This is a genomic window from Streptomyces sp. IMTB 2501, from assembly GCF_001953885.1.
Classification (GTDB): Bacteria; Actinomycetota; Actinomycetes; order Streptomycetales; family Streptomycetaceae; genus Streptomyces.
On record NZ_MQUS01000011.1, the window covers coordinates 45,887 to 60,598 of the forward strand.

Sequence of the window (14,712 nt, forward strand, 5' to 3'; positions counted from 1 at the left end):
TCGTCCCTGCCTCCCCATCTGTTGCACGCTGTCCGACGCCGAAACCAATTGTGCCCACAGTCCGCCGCTATGCACGACACACGACGGCGGACGATGGTTGTGCGCCTACCCCCACCTCAGCGGCCCAGACGCCCGCGGACCATGCCCACGAGCGAGTTGAGTTCCTCGATGCGCATACGCCGGGCGGCGACGAAGAAGATGCCGAGCAGGACGGCTCCGCCCGCGACCAGCGCGGCGAAGGAGCCGACGACGCCCTGGCCGAGGGTGTGCCCGATGCCGTAGCAGGCCGCGCCGCTGAGCAGGGCCGCAGGCACCGAGGCGATGCACAGGCGCGCGTACGTCCGCATCACCCGGACGCCGTCCAAGTCACCGCCGAGCCGCTTGCGCAGCCGCCGCCAGGCGACGCCCACACCGATCGCGTAGGCGAGGCCGTACGCGGCCGCCATGCCCGCGACCGCCCAGCGGGCCGGCAGCAGGAAGTAGCAGAGCGCCGAGGCGCCGGCGTTGACCGCGGCGACGATGACGGTGTTGTAGAAGGGCGTGCGGGTGTCTTCGTAGGCGTAGAAGGCGCGCAGAACGACGTACTGCACCGAGTACGGGATCAGGCCGAGGGCGAAGGCCATCAGCATGTAGCCCATGTTGACGGCCGAGCTGGTACCCGCGGAGCCGAAGATCAGCGTGCACATCGGAATGCCGAGCGCGAGGAAGCCGAAGGCGATCGGGACGATGGCGACGGCGGTGGTGCGCAGGCCCTGGGAGATGTCGTCGCGGACGGCACCCGCGTCGCCCTCGGCGGCAGAGCGCGAGATGCGCGGCAGCAGGGCGGCCATCAGGGACACCGTGATGATGGCCTGCGGCAGGCCCCAGATCAGCTGCGCGTTGGCGTAGGAGGCGAAGCCGGTGCCCTTGACGCCGGAGTCCTTGCCGGCGGCGGTGGACAGCTGGGTGACGACCATGGCGCCCGCCTGGTTGGCGAGGACGAACAGGATCGTCCACTTGGCGAGCATCGCGGCCTTGCCCAGACCGTGGCCCCGCCAGTCGAAGCGCAGGCGGATCCGGAAGCCGGTCTCGCGCAGGTAGGGGATCATCGCCAGTGCCTGGACCACCAGGCCGAGCAGCACGCCGACGCCGAGCAGGCGCTGCCCCTGCGGCGGGATGTTGGTGACGTCCATGTGGGAGTTGGCGGCACTGCCGTAGACCCAGATGAATGCGCCCAGCGAGATGATGATGACGATGTTGTTCAGGACCGGCGTCCACATCATCGCGCCGAACTTGCCGCGCGCGTTGAGGATCTGACCCATCACCACATGGATGCCCATGAAGAAGATCGAGGGCAGGAAGTAGCGCGTGAAGGTGACTGCCACGTCGTTGGCGGCGGGGTTGCCGGCGATGGTGGGCGACAGCGCCCGCACCAGGAGCGGCGCGGCGAACATCGCGAGGCCGGTGAGTGCGGCCAGCGCCACCATGACGAGGGTCAGCAGACGGTTGGCGAAGGCCTCGCCGCCGTCCTCGTCCTCCTTCATCGATCGCACCAGCTGCGGCACGAAGACGGAGTTGAGACCGCCGCCGACGGTGAGGATGTAGATCATCGTCGGCAGCTGGTAGGCCACCTGGAAGGAGTCGGCGAGGAAGCCGAGGCCGAGCGCCGCGGCGATCAGCGCGGAGCGGATGAAACCGGTGAGACGGGAGACCATCGTGCCCGCCGCCATCACGGCGCTGGACTTCAGCAGCCCGCCGGCCTTGCCGCCCTTCTTCGCGGGCGCGGCGGAGGCCGCGGGAGCGGTCACCTCCGGTTCCGCGGCCTGGTGTGGACCGGCGGGAGCCGGTGCCGCGGCCGGGGCGGGCACCGGCGGCTGCGCCGGGTTCCCCGGGGCACCCGGGTAGGAGGCCTCGGGGTACGGGGTGCCCTGCTGCGGGCCCTGGCCGTGCGCCGGCGGGTACGGGGCGGCGGGACCGTATCCGGCGCCCGGAGCGGCGGCCGGCCCGGAGAAGCCCGGCGGATCCATGGGAGCGGGCCCGCCGCTCTGCTGCTGGTCCTTGAAGAGATGCGCGAATGCGTCCGGCTCGTGATACTCCTCACCCGAGTGCGTGACCAGGTCGTCCACGCCCACGAACTCGGTCGTACGCGGGTTGTCGCCGTGCGGAATGTACGGGGCCGCGCCGTCCGGCTCCGGCGCCGGTGTCTGCGCCCACACCCGCGGGTCGGGCGCGTACGGCGACTGGGCAGGCGGGCCGTAGAGCGGCTGCTGCTCGTAGGTGCCCGGGGCGGGCGGCGGGTGCGCGGCGCGGTCGTAGAGCGCCTCGGCGACCGGGTCCTGGGCGGTCAGGTCCTGTGCCCGGTAGGGGTCGTGGTCGTAGGCGTCCTGGAGATACATGTCCGCCGGTTGCTGCGGCGGTACCTGACCGGGCTCCGGCGGCGTCTCGGGGTAGCCCGAGCCGGCCGCGCCCTGGCCGCGATCACCGTCGTACGGCGCGTTCATGCTTACCCCACCTCATCGTCCCGGGCCGACCGGCCACGACATCGCTCAACGGTCCACTCTCTCACCCGTCCCGGACGGGTCGGTGCTTTCCGGTGAGGTGTCCGGCACAGGGTCACTCGGGTGCTCCGGGGCTTCTGCCCCGGAAGCGGAGTCCGATTCCTCCGCTTCCTCCGGCTTCTCCGGGAGACGGTCCGCGGGGGCGTCGGGGTTCCCGGGCTTGTCGGAGGCCGCCTCCGCCGTGCCGGGGCCGTCCTCTTCCGCCTGGCGGGCGGCGGCGCGCTTGCGCTGGGTGTACATCCGGAAGCCGGCGAGGACGAGGAGCAGCACGCCGCCGCCGATGACCAGCATCACGGTGGGCGTGATCTCGGTGACCTTCACATCGAAGCTGACGGGGTCGCCGTACCTCTGGCCGTCCTCGGTGTACAGCTGGGCGACCACCGTGACCCGGCCGTTCGCGTTGGCGGACGTGCTGAACTTCACGGACTGGCTGTGTCCGCCGGAGATCTCGACCGGCTGCTCGGCGTAGGCCTTGCCGCCGATCTTCAGCCGGGTCGGCATGTTCGAGGTGAGGCGCAGCACCAGATGGCCGACGGGCTGGACGAGGTTGTTCTGGACGGTCACCGGGATGGTGGCGCTGCGGCCGGAGAGCTTGGTCTCCGACTTGTCGATCAGCTTGACCTGCTTGGCCAGATTGTCGAGCCACTGCTCCACGCCGTCGCGGTAGCTGCCCGCCTCCGCGCTCCTGCCCCGCCACGAGGTGGACATCTCACGGTTTATGGCCCGCCCGAACGGGGTGACGACGCGGGACTGGTCGGAGAGGATCACCTGGAAGCTGCCGAGCTTGTCCTGGGTGCGCTCGATCTGCTCGAAGGCCGCGCGCGGCAGCTCCTGAGCGCGCAGCGACGACGGGTAGGCAGACGCCGACGGGATACGCGTGGTGGCGTTCGGATCGGGCTTGTCCTTGGCCGCCGCACCGAGGTCCTGGGACTGGGACCAGTTCCCGTCCTGGAGCGTCTTCAGCGCCGCCGCCATCGCCTGTGCCTGGCTGCCCGTTGGCATGCGCTGCGGGGCGACGACGATACTGCGCTGCTTGTCCGTCTGCGCGTTCACCTCAAGGCTCTGGGCCAGGAACTGCTGCACGGCCAGCGTGGCCGAGCCCGCCTTCGTCAGATCGCCCTCGAAGGCCGTGGACAGCCGGGCGTCGGAGACCACCGCCGTGGTGCCGCCGCCGACCGGGCGGGCGGCGGAGGGCGTGTACGGCAGCCCAGCGGTCTCCTGGAGGCTGTCGCTGCGGGCGATCACGCGGTCGGCTCCGGCAGAGGTCGCGACCTTCATGATCGCCGGATCGACGGCGCCCTCGACCGGCCAGGCGAAGTCGGTGCTCGGTGTGACGTGGAGCACGGTCTTGACGGTGATGGCGGCGACGTCGGTGGCGTCCTTGAGGTGGCTGAGTGAGCCGGTGACGCTGGTGCCGTTGTGCGCGAGGGACGCGAGGTCCGGGTCGGCGAAGGGCAGTGCGACGACCTCTTTGCCCGTCACCGCGTTCTGCAGGCTCGCCAGCCACTGTTTGGCGATGGCCTGGTGGTCCTTCGGGCCGGGCGTGGTGGTGTCGCCGTCTCCCGCCAACCGGTAGTTGCCAGTGGCCATCGCGTCCACCGAGGCCAGCAGGTCCGGGTCGATCACCCAGGTGACGTCCAGGTCCTTGCCCAGAGACACCATCTGCGCCAGCCGGCCGCCCGGCGCGAGCTCTTTGGCCAGGTCGTCGTTGAGGAACACCGGCGTCTGAAGCTCACCGGCGCCCGTCTTGGCCGTCATGTGGACCGTGGAGATCAGCGGCCACAGGAACGTCGTCTTCGTCTTGGTGTCGGCCCCGGACGGCTGCCACGGCAGGAAGGTCCGCTGGATGCCGAGCACCTGGTCCCAGGGCTGCGCGGCGGTCTGGCCGGAGAGGGCGACGCCGAACTCGTAGACTCCGTCGTCGCTGAGATCGAGCTTGTCCACGGGGACGGAGATGCTGAAGTGCTCCGCGACACCGGGGGACAGCGCTGCGAACTTCTCCACGTACTTGCCGCCGACCTCGGTTCCCATGCCGGACTGCAGGTCGTCGGAGCGCTGGGCGATGGTGTCGATCGCGGAGCGGGTGTTCAGCATGGGCCCGACCTGCAGGCCCACGTGGGCGCCGGTGACGGTCTGCTTGCCGTTGTTGGTCACCGTGCCCGACACGGTCAGCGTGTCCCCGTCCGTGGGGGCGGTGGGGGTCAGCGAGTCCAGGGAGACGGACACCGGGTCCGCGGAGGCGGCCTGGGCGGGCGCCGCGGCGGGCAGCTGCAGCAGCCCGGCCAGCAGTGGCACACCGGCGAGCAGCGCGCCGGTGCGCCGCAGCCACCGGCGGGCAGATGAGGCACTGGTCCCCTGGAAGTCAGCCGCCTCGGCCACGCGCTCGCCCGTCCCTCGTCGTCGTCAGTGGTCGTCGGAATGTGCGTCCACGCATGGTAACGATGCGCGCTGAGGGGAAGTGCCGCGGTCTCCTGCACAAGATCGAGGAACAGCGGCAGCCTGTCCTCTATATCCAGTATCGAGCGGAGAGCTTCCGTACGCCGCGAGGGCAGTGCTTGCTGTGGGTATGCGACGAGCTTCCCGCGGCCTCTGCCGGAGCAGCTCCCCGGAGGAAATGGAGGGCGCCCCTGGTCGCCGGGCCACGTACCCTGTTCTGTTGTGCCGAACCCCAACGAAGACACTCCCTCTGCCCTGAGCCAGGCGCAGCATCGCGCGGTCGCCGAGCTGCTGCGGGTGGCCCCGGTCGCTGACGATCTCGCTCGCCGATTCCAGGAAGCCGGGTTCTCTCTCGCACTGGTCGGCGGATCGGTGCGTGACGCGCTGCTCGGCCGGCTCGGCAACGACCTGGACTTCACGACCGACGCCCGGCCCGAGGACGTACTGAAGATCGTCCGGCCTTGGGCGGACGCCGTCTGGGAGGTCGGCATCGCCTTCGGCACGGTCGGCGCGCAGAAGGATGGCTACCAGATCGAGGTCACCACCTACCGGTCGGAGGCCTACGACCGCACCTCGCGCAAGCCCGAGGTGTCCTACGGCGACTCGATCGAAGAGGATCTGGTCCGTCGGGACTTCACGGTCAACGCGATGGCCGTGGCACTGCCGGAGAAGGAGTTCATCGACCCGCACGGGGGCCTGGAGGATCTCGCGGCACGAGCGCTGCGGACACCGGGTACGCCCGAGGAGTCGTTCTCGGACGATCCGCTGCGGATGATGCGGGCCGCCCGGTTCGCCGCCCAGCTGGACTTCGAGGTCGCCCCCGAGGTCGTCACTGCGATGACGGAGATGGCGGGGCGTATCGAGATCGTCTCGGCCGAGCGGGTCCGGGACGAGCTGAACAAGCTGATCCTCTCCGCATACCCGCGCGAGGGACTGGCCCTGCTCGTTGGCACCGGTCTCGCCGCCCATGTGCTGCCCGAGCTGCCGGCGCTGCGGCTGGAGAGTGACGAGCACCACCGGCACAAGGACGTCTACGAGCACACGCTGATCGTCCTGGAGCAGGCGATCGCGCTGGAGCAGAACGGACCCGACCTCACGCTCCGGCTGGCCGCGCTGCTGCATGACATCGGCAAGCCGCGCACACGCCGCTTCGAGAAGGACGGCCGGGTCTCGTTCCACCACCATGAGGTGGTCGGCGCCAAGATGACCAAGAAGCGCATGACCGCCTTGAAGTACTCCAACGAGCTGGTGAAGGACGTCTCGCGGCTGGTCGAACTTCATCTGCGCTTCCACGGCTACGGCACCGGAGAGTGGACGGATTCGGCGGTGCGCCGCTACGTCCGTGACGCGGGCCCGCTGCTGGACCGGCTGCACAAGCTGACCCGCTCCGACTGCACCACCCGCAACAAGCGGAAGGCGGCCGCGCTGTCCCGGGCCTATGACGGCCTGGAGGAGCGCATCGCCCAGCTCCAGGAGAAGGAGGAGTTGGACGCGATCCGCCCGGACCTCGACGGCAACCAGATCATGGAGATCCTCGGTGTCGGCCCCGGACCTGTCGTCGGCAAGGCGTACAAGCACATGCTGGAGCTGCGTCTGGAGAACGGTCCGATGGAGCACGACGCGGCGGTGACGGCTCTCAAGGAGTGGTGGGCCGAGCAGAGCTGAGGCCGTGCTCGGGTCGTGTTTCACGTGAAACATGTCCCGAGGGTCTAGCGAGGGGGGCGATGTTTCACGTGAAACATCGCCCCCCTTTGCTGCCTCCGCGTGCTTCGAAGCGGGCCATGCCCACGGCAACCCCGCCATAGATCAGGGCGACGAGTACCACCAGCACCGCCGAGCGGCCGTCCGGCGGGAGCATCAGGGCGGCCACTCCGGCAGCGCCGACGAAGGCGACGTTGAAGAGGACGTCGTACACGGAGAAGATCCGGCCCCGGAAGTTGTCCTCGACCGAGGACTGGACGATCGTGTCCGTGGCGATCTTGGCTCCCTGGGTGATCAGCCCCAGGACGAAGGCCGCGGCCATCAGGGGGCCGATGCTGAATGGCAGACCCAGTGCAGGTTCCAGAAGCGTGGCCGCGCCGGAGCAGGTCATGATCCAGCGGCCGGGGCCGAGCCGTCCCACTGCCCATGGGGTCACCACAGCGGCCGCGAAGAAGCCCGCGCCGGACACCGCCAGCGCGAGACCCAGCAGCCGGAGTCCGTCGTCGGGGGTGGCGGCGAGGGTGTACCGGCACAACATGAGCAGCAGGACGAGGAGCGCTCCGTAGCAGAAGCGCATCAGCGTCATCGAGGCCAGCGCCCAGGCCGCCTCCCGGCGCCGGGGCTCGCCCAGATGCCGGACGGCCGCTAGTAGATCGCGTGCGGTGTCGACGAGTGCGGTCCGCAGGTGGGGCTGTGTCGGCGCCCGGTCGGGGCCGAGCAGGGTGCGCTCCATGCTCAGTGAGGTCAGGGCGGCACAGAGGTAGAGGAAGGCGCCGAGCAGGACCACCGCCGCATCGGAACCCGACGCTACGAGCCGGACGAGGAAGGCGAGGCCGCCACCTGCGGTCGCGGCGAGGGTTCCGGCCGTCGGGGACAGGGAGTTGGCGAGCACCAGGCGCTGGGCGTCGACCACGCGCGGCAGGGCGGCCGACAGCCCGGCGAGGACGAACCGGTTGACGGCCGTGACGCACAGCGCGGACACGTAGAACAGCCAGTCCGGCACCGAGCTGACCATCAGTACGGCGGTGGCCACGGCGAGGAGCGCGCGCAGTAGGTTGCCGTACACGAGGACCTGGCGGCGCCGCCAGCGGTCCAGTAGGACGCCCGCGAATGGGCCGACCAGTGAGTAGGGGAGCAGCAGGACCGCCATCGCCGAGGCGATCGCCGCCGCCGAGGTCTGTCTCTCCGGGGAGAAGACGACGTACGCGGCGAGCGCGACCTGATAGATGCCGTCGGCGCCCTGAGAGAGAAGGCGCACGGACAGCAGACGTCGGAAGTCCCGCAGACACAGCAGGACGCGCAGGTCACGGACGACGGGCATGGAGCAAAGCCTCACATATGCCGAGGGTCCCCGGGTCAGGAAACCCGGGGACCCTCACAGCCCTGGCAGGAGCGTTTTCTTCGGCGCCTCAGCGCGCTGTGCCGTGTCGAGCTAGCGCTCGACCTCACCGCGGATGAACTTCTCGACGTTGTCGCGGGCCTCGTCGTCGAAGTACTGGACCGGCGGGGACTTCATGAAGTAGGAGGATGCCGACAGGATCGGGCCGCCGATGCCGCGGTCCTTGGCGATCTTCGCGGCGCGCAGGGCGTCGATGATGACACCCGCGGAGTTCGGGGAGTCCCAGACCTCGAGCTTGTACTCCAGGTTCAGCGGGACGTCACCGAAGGCGCGGCCCTCGAGGCGGACGTAGGCCCACTTGCGGTCGTCGAGCCAGGCCACGTAGTCGGACGGGCCGATGTGGACGTTCTTCTCGCCGAGGTCCCGGTCGGGGATCTGGGAGGTGACGGCCTGCGTCTTGGAGATCTTCTTGGACTCCAGGCGCTCGCGCTCGAGCATGTTCTTGAAGTCCATGTTGCCGCCGACGTTCAGCTGCATCGTGCGGTCGAGGATGACACCGCGGTCCTCGAACAGCTTCGCCATCACGCGGTGCGTGATGGTGGCGCCGACCTGGGACTTGATGTCGTCACCGACGATCGGCACACCGGCCTCGGTGAACTTGTCGGCCCATTCCTTGGTGCCGGCGATGAAGACCGGGAGGGCGTTGACGAAGGCGACCTTGGCGTCGATGGCGCACTGGGCGTAGAACTTCGCCGCGCCCTCGGAGCCGACCGGCAGGTAGCAGACGAGGACGTCGACCTGCTTGTCCTTCAGGATCTGGACGACGTCGACGGGCTCGGCGTCGGACTCCTCGATGGTCTGGCGGTAGTACTTGCCGAGGCCGTCGAGGGTGTGGCCGCGCTGGACCGTGACACCGGTGCTGGGCACGTCGCAGATCTTGATGGTGTTGTTCTCGGAGGCGCCGATCGCGTCCGCGAGGTCGAGGCCGACCTTCTTGGCGTCGACGTCGAACGCGGCGACGAACTCGATGTCGCGCACGTGGTAGTCACCGAACTGCACATGCATCAGGCCGGGGACCTTGGACGCCGGGTCGGCGTCCTTGTAGTACTCGACTCCCTGCACCAGCGACGCCGCGCAGTTGCCCACGCCGACGACGGCTACGCGAACCGAACCCATTCCGGTTGCTCCCTGTGTGTACGAGTGAGGCCCTGAAGTGGGACTCACGTGGCGGTTTCGTCGGGCGTATCCGAGCCGGAGGTGCCTCCGGTACGGGGCAGGCCGCCCGTCGATCCTGTGGTGGTGTCCTGAGCGGGCCCCCCGGAAGCGGAACCCCTCAGGTCCCGCCCGGCCCGTTCGCTCTCGATGAGCTCGTTCAGCCAGCGCACTTCGCGCTCCACGGACTCCATCCCGTGGCGCTGGAGCTCGAGTGTGTAGTCGTCGAGACGCTCCCGCGTGCGTGCCAAGGAGGCGCGCATCTTCTCCAGGCGCTCCTCCAGGCGGCTGCGCCGGCCCTCCAGCACGCGCATGCGCACATCGCGCGACGTCTGCCCGAAGAAGGCAAAACGTGCGGCGAAGTGCTCGTCCTCGTACGCGTCGGGGCCCGTCTGCGAGAGCAGCTGCTCGAAGTGCTCCTTACCTTCTGCCGTCAATCGGTACACGATCTTCGCTCGGCGTCCGGCGAGGGGAGCGGCGTCCTCATGAGTGCTGCCCGGCTCCTCGATCAACCAGCCGTTGGCGACCAGCGTCTTCAGGCAGGGATAGAGGGTTCCGTAGCTGAACGCCCGGAACACACCCAGGGACGTGTTGAGCCGTTTGCGCAGCTCATAGCCGTGCATCGGGGATTCGCGGAGCAGGCCGAGGACGGCGAACTCGAGGATGCCGGAACGCCGGCTCATCGTCGCCTCCTCTCGGTCCCGCTGATCGCTCCCGCGGGTCTCGCAGTGCCTCTCAGCATCTTTATCTCGCGCTGATGTATCGACTCGATACATCACGACGATAGAACGGTGTCCCGCAGGCGACAAGAGGGACGGTGGTGAACGGGGTCACATCACCGATTCATACGATGCAAGTTGCCTGATTTGGGGTGAACTTCAGGCCTCGGCCGGTTTTGGTGGTGCGTAGTCTGTGCGGCATGCAGACCACCGGGAACCAAGTGACGCCTCGGGGGCGTCGTTGTCCCCGGTGCAGTACGGGTGAATGCAGAACCGACCACATCCGTACTTCGGGGGGACCGGAAATCAGCCGCCGTTCCAGGCGCGCAAGGGTGCGCCTGCCCGAGGAGTAATCGTTCGATGAGCGAGCACCGTCGCAAACCGCCGCAGCCGCAGGGAGGCGGACGTGCCGCGGCCCGACGCGGCCAGTCCGGTTCGTCCTCCGGTCGCCGCGCGGCACCGCGAGGCGCCACCGGGTCCCCATCCGACTCCTATGGGTCCAGTTCCTATGGGTCGGACTCCAACGGTCCCGGAGGTGAAGAGCGCCCTTATGGCGGCCGGGCAGAGGCCCGCCGGGCGGCGCAGAGAGGCAGCCGCCGCAGAGGCGCCGACAACGCGGGCCCGGATGGCCGGCGTGGAGGCCCGGGCGGCCCGACCGGTCCCGGGCGCGGCAGGGGCCGTGCGTCCACCGCGCCCGGCAAGAAGCGTCTGATCGACTATCCCCGAGCCGGAAGGTATGGCTGGCGCCGCTGGGTGCCTTCCTGGAAGCTTGTCACCGGCCTGTTCGTCGGCTTTGTCGGTAGCCTGGTGGCGCTGGTCGGCGTCAGCTACGCGATGGTCTCGATCCCCAACGAGAACGACGCGGCCAAGTCCCAGAACAACGTCTACTACTGGGCCGACGGCTCGCAGATGGTGGCCACGGGCACGGGCGTCAACCGGCAGAACGTCAGCATCGACCAGATCCCCGAGGCCATGCAGTGGGCCGTGATCTCGGCCGAGAACAAGAGCTTCTACCAGGACTCGGGTGTCGACCCCCAGGGGCTCCTGCGCGCCGTGGTCAACATGGCGCGGGGCGGCCAGACCCAGGGTGGTTCGACGATCACCCAGCAGTTTGTGAAGAACACCTATCTGAGCCAGCAGCAGACCCTCACCCGTAAGTTCAAGGAGATGTTCATCTCCATCAAGGTGGGGACGAAGCTCGACAAGAAGCAGATCCTGCAGGGCTACCTGAACACCTCGTACTTCGGCCGCGGTGCCTACGGCATTCAGGCGGCGGCGCAGACGTACTACGGCAAGAACGCGGTGGATCTCACGCCGAGTGAGTGCTCAGTTCTTGCGGCGCTGCTCAAGGGCCCCACGTACTTCGACCCGGAGGGCAACGCGGACCTCGACCCTTCGGCGACGCAGGCTGCCAACACCAAGCGCTCGCAGGACCGCTCGAGGTGGATCCTCGAGCAGATGCACAACGATCACCACCTCAGCGATGCCGACTACCAGAAAGCCATCTCGAAGTACCCCATGCCCGACGGCCGCAAGGCGACCAGGGGCATGACCGGCCAGATCAGCTACCTGGTGGACACGGCGAAGAAGTACGTCCTCGCCCACTCCGACATCACGGAGGCGCAGTTCGACCAGGGCGGCTACGCGATCAAGACCACCTTCCAGAAGGACAAGGTCAACGAGTTGGCCGCGGCCGTGAAGAAGGTCCAGAAGGAACGCATCGATCCAAAGCGTCGTGACCTGGACAAGTACGTCCAGTTCGGCGCGGCGTCAGTGAAGCCCAAGGACGGCGCGATCGTCGCCCTCTACGGCGGTGACGGCTACGAGAACGGTCACTTCACGAACAACGCCGACACTTCAGGCGTCCCGGTCGGTTCGACGTGGAAGCCGTTCGTGCTCGCCGCCGCCATGCAGTACGGGACCTACAAGACCTCCCCGGAGGGCCTCTCCCCGCTGAGCAAGTACAACGGCAACGACCATCTCAAGGTGCTCAACCAGGATGGCTCCACGGTCCTCGCCAAGGACAACTCGGTCTTCTACCAGCGCAACGAGAGCGACTACAAGTGGGGCTACATCACGCTGCGCAAGGCGATGGAGCAGTCCGTCAACACGCCGTTCGTCCAGCTCGGCATGGACGTGGGGCTGACACATGTCCAGGATGTCGCCCAGGCGTCCGGCATCCTGAAGGACAGCTTCTCCACGCTCAACCCGTCCTTCTCCATCGGCACCTCGACTCCGAGCGCGATCCGTATGGCCGACGCGTACTCCACTTTCGCCGCGTCCGGCCAGCACACGGACCCGTACTCCGTGACCTCGGTGAAGAAGGACGGCCAGGACCTGCCGGGCTTCGCCAAGCCGAAGATCACTACGGCGATGCCGGATGACGTGGCGAACAACGTCACGGATGTCCTGCAGAACGTCATCCAGAACGGCACGGGTCAGAACGCCAAGGCCCTGGGCCGTACGGCGGCGGGCAAGACCGGTACCACCGACAGCAACAAGTCGGCCTGGTTCGTCGGCTACACCCAGCAGCTGTCCACCTCGGTGGCGATGTTCCGTGAGAACCCGAAGGACCATCAGCTGCTGTCCATGAACGGCACGGCCGGCGTTGCGTCGATCCACGGTGGTGACATCCCGACGTCGGTGTGGACCGAGTACATGAAGGCCGCGCTGAAGAACGCCAACGACTCCGGTTTCCCGAGCGCCACCCAGATCGGAAAGGTCCAGGACGAGGCCGGTGCTCCGACCCCGACGCCGACCCCCAGCATCACGCCGAGCCAGACGGCGAGCAATTCTCCGAGCCCGTCGCCCAGCACGCCGTCCACATCACCGTCCCCGTCGGCGAGCGACACCTGCCAGTGGAGCTGGGGCAACCCCTGCAATGGGAACGGCAACGGCGGCAATGGCACAGGTGGCACCGACGGAGGTACCACTCCAACGCCGACCGCCACGGACACGACCGGCAACGGCACCACCCGTGGTAATGGCAACGGAGGTCTCTTCGCAGGTCAGAACGGCTAGCTGCCGGGTCTGACCGGTTGGCGGCCATTTCGCCCGCCGCGGGTGTTTCACGTGAAACACGGGCCGCCGCACCCCACGAGGTGCGGCGGCCCTCGGCGTTCTCCTAGACAGTTACGGCAGGATGTGCCCTATGCCCAGTGCAGAGATGACGCCCGCGAGCACGCACGAGCCCGAGCCGGTGCGGCCCGGCGCGGCAGAACCGGTGCGGCCGACCGGTGAGGATGAGATCGCTCGGGCCGGCAGTGAGCTGATCGGCGGTCCGCTCGGGCGGCGCGCCCTGCTTGGGACCTCCTGGTGGACCCCCGTACGGGTCGTCGCGCTCGTGGCGATCGGCATGTTCGCCCTCGGCATGGTCCAGAAGCTGCCCTGCTACGACAGCTCCTGGTTCTTCGGCGCGAGCAGCCAGTACACGCATGCCTGTTACTCGGACATCCCGCACCTCTACCAGGGCCGAGGATTCGCCGACCATCTTGTGCCGTACTTCGACAAGCTCCCGGACGACATGTCGGGCGGCATGGGTTACCTCGAATACCCGGTGCTGACCGGTGTGTTCATGGAGGTGGCCTCCTGGCTGACCCCGCACAGCGGCGGCATCCAGCACCAGGAGCAGTGGTACTGGTTCGTCAACGCCGCAATGCTGATGGTGTGCGCGGTCATCATCGCCGTCTGCGTGGCCCGCACCCACCGCCGGCGCCCTTGGGACGCCCTCCTCGTCGCTCTGGCACCCGCCTTTGTGCTGACCGCGACTGTCAACTGGGACCTGCTGGCCGTGGCGCTCACGGCCGCCGGGATGCTGATGTGGTCCCGGAGCCGTCCGGTCGCCTTCGGTGTCCTCCTGGGCCTCGCCACGGCCGCCAAGCTCTATCCCGTGTTCCTGCTCGGCCCGTTGTTCGTGCTGTGCTGGCGGGCCGGCAAGTGGCGGGAGTTCGGCCAGGCCGTGGCCGGCACCGCGATCGCCTGGTTCGTGGTGAACGCACCGGTGATGCTCTTCGCCTTCCAGGGCTGGTCGAAGTTCTACACGTTCAGCCAGGAACGCGGCGTCGACTTCGGTTCGTTCTGGCTGATCTGGGCGCAGAACTCCAGCAACCCGCCCAGCACCGGCTTCGTGAACACCGCCGCCATGGTGCTGGTGGTGCTGTGCCTCCTCGGCATCGCAGCGCTGACGTTCACTGCCCCGCGCCGGCCGCGCTTCGCCCAGCTGGCCTTCCTGGTCGTGGCGGCCTTCATCCTCACCAACAAGGTCTACTCCCCGCAGTACGTCCTGTGGTTGGTGCCGCTCGCGGTCCTGGCCCGGCCCAAGTGGCGGGACTTCCTGATCTGGCAGGCGGGTGAGATCGCGTACTTCCTGGGCATCTGGATGTACCTCGCCTACACGACCAGCGGAGACGCCCACAAGGGACTGCCGACGCACGGCTATCACTGGGCCATCGTGCTGCACCTGGCGGGCACGCTGTACCTGTGCGCCGTCGTCGTACGGGACATCCTCATGCCGGAGCGGGACGTGGTGCGCCGGTCGGGCGACGACGACCCCTCGGGTGGGGTGCTCGACGGTGCGCAGGATGTCTTCGTGCTCGGCGCGGCAGCCCATCCGCCGCGGCATGCCGCCCACATCGACGTGCCTCAGGTGGACTGGGGCAGGCCGCTCCCGTCCTCCCCCGAGAGCCGTTCGCTCTGAGCGAACGCATCGTCGGAAGATCATGGAGAAGGCCGTACACGAGCGATGCGTGTACGGCCTTCTCGCTGTCCT

General features: G+C 68.4%; 8 protein-coding genes. 3 read left to right on the forward strand and 5 right to left on the reverse strand.

The window, feature by feature from the left end; all coding sequences use genetic code 11:
• Positions 1-116: 116 nt before the first annotated feature.
• Both murJ and AV521_RS20150 read right to left on the reverse strand, forming a co-directional pair.
• A complete protein-coding gene (gene murJ / locus AV521_RS20145; protein WP_076089867.1) occupies positions 117-2,480 on the reverse strand; it encodes a murein biosynthesis integral membrane protein MurJ in 2,364 nt (787 codons plus the stop codon).
• A gap of 45 nt (positions 2,481-2,525) precedes the next feature.
• A complete protein-coding gene (locus tag AV521_RS20150) occupies positions 2,526-4,916 on the reverse strand; it encodes a DUF6049 family protein (protein ID WP_076089868.1) in 2,391 nt (796 codons plus the stop codon).
• A gap of 279 nt (positions 4,917-5,195) precedes the next feature.
• Between AV521_RS20150 and AV521_RS20155 the strand changes: the two genes are divergently transcribed.
• Entirely contained in the window at positions 5,196-6,638 is a 1,443-nt protein-coding gene (locus AV521_RS20155) for a CCA tRNA nucleotidyltransferase (protein WP_076089869.1), read from the forward strand.
• A 64-nt stretch (positions 6,639-6,702) separates the two neighbouring features.
• Here AV521_RS20155 and AV521_RS20160 read toward each other — a convergent pair whose 3' ends face one another.
• From AV521_RS20160 to AV521_RS20170, 3 genes are all read right to left on the reverse strand, one after another.
• Positions 6,703-7,995 carry an MFS transporter gene (locus AV521_RS20160; RefSeq protein ID WP_076089870.1) on the reverse strand — a complete coding sequence of 431 codons (1,293 nt, stop codon included), beginning with the start codon at positions 7,993-7,995 and terminating at the stop codon, positions 6,703-6,705.
• Between the two features lie 111 nt (positions 7,996-8,106).
• Complete coding sequence (locus tag AV521_RS20165) at positions 8,107-9,189, reverse strand: inositol-3-phosphate synthase (protein ID WP_076089871.1); 1,083 nt, start codon at positions 9,187-9,189, stop codon at positions 8,107-8,109.
• Between the two features lie 44 nt (positions 9,190-9,233).
• The gene (locus AV521_RS20170; RefSeq protein WP_076089872.1) at positions 9,234-9,908 is read right to left on the reverse strand and encodes a PadR family transcriptional regulator; all 675 of its coding nucleotides are present in this window, start codon (positions 9,906-9,908) and stop codon (positions 9,234-9,236) included.
• Positions 9,909-10,697: 789 nt separating this feature from the next.
• Between AV521_RS20170 and AV521_RS20175 the strand changes: the two genes are divergently transcribed.
• Positions 10,698-12,965: a transglycosylase domain-containing protein gene (locus AV521_RS20175; RefSeq protein ID WP_076089873.1), complete on the forward strand. Its 2,268-nt coding sequence runs from the start codon at positions 10,698-10,700 to the stop codon at positions 12,963-12,965.
• 130 nt (positions 12,966-13,095) lie between these two features.
• Positions 13,096-14,640, forward strand: a complete 1,545-nt coding sequence (locus tag AV521_RS20180; RefSeq protein WP_179023244.1) for a glycosyltransferase family 87 protein — start codon at positions 13,096-13,098, stop codon at positions 14,638-14,640.
• Positions 14,641-14,712: the final 72 nt, after the last annotated feature.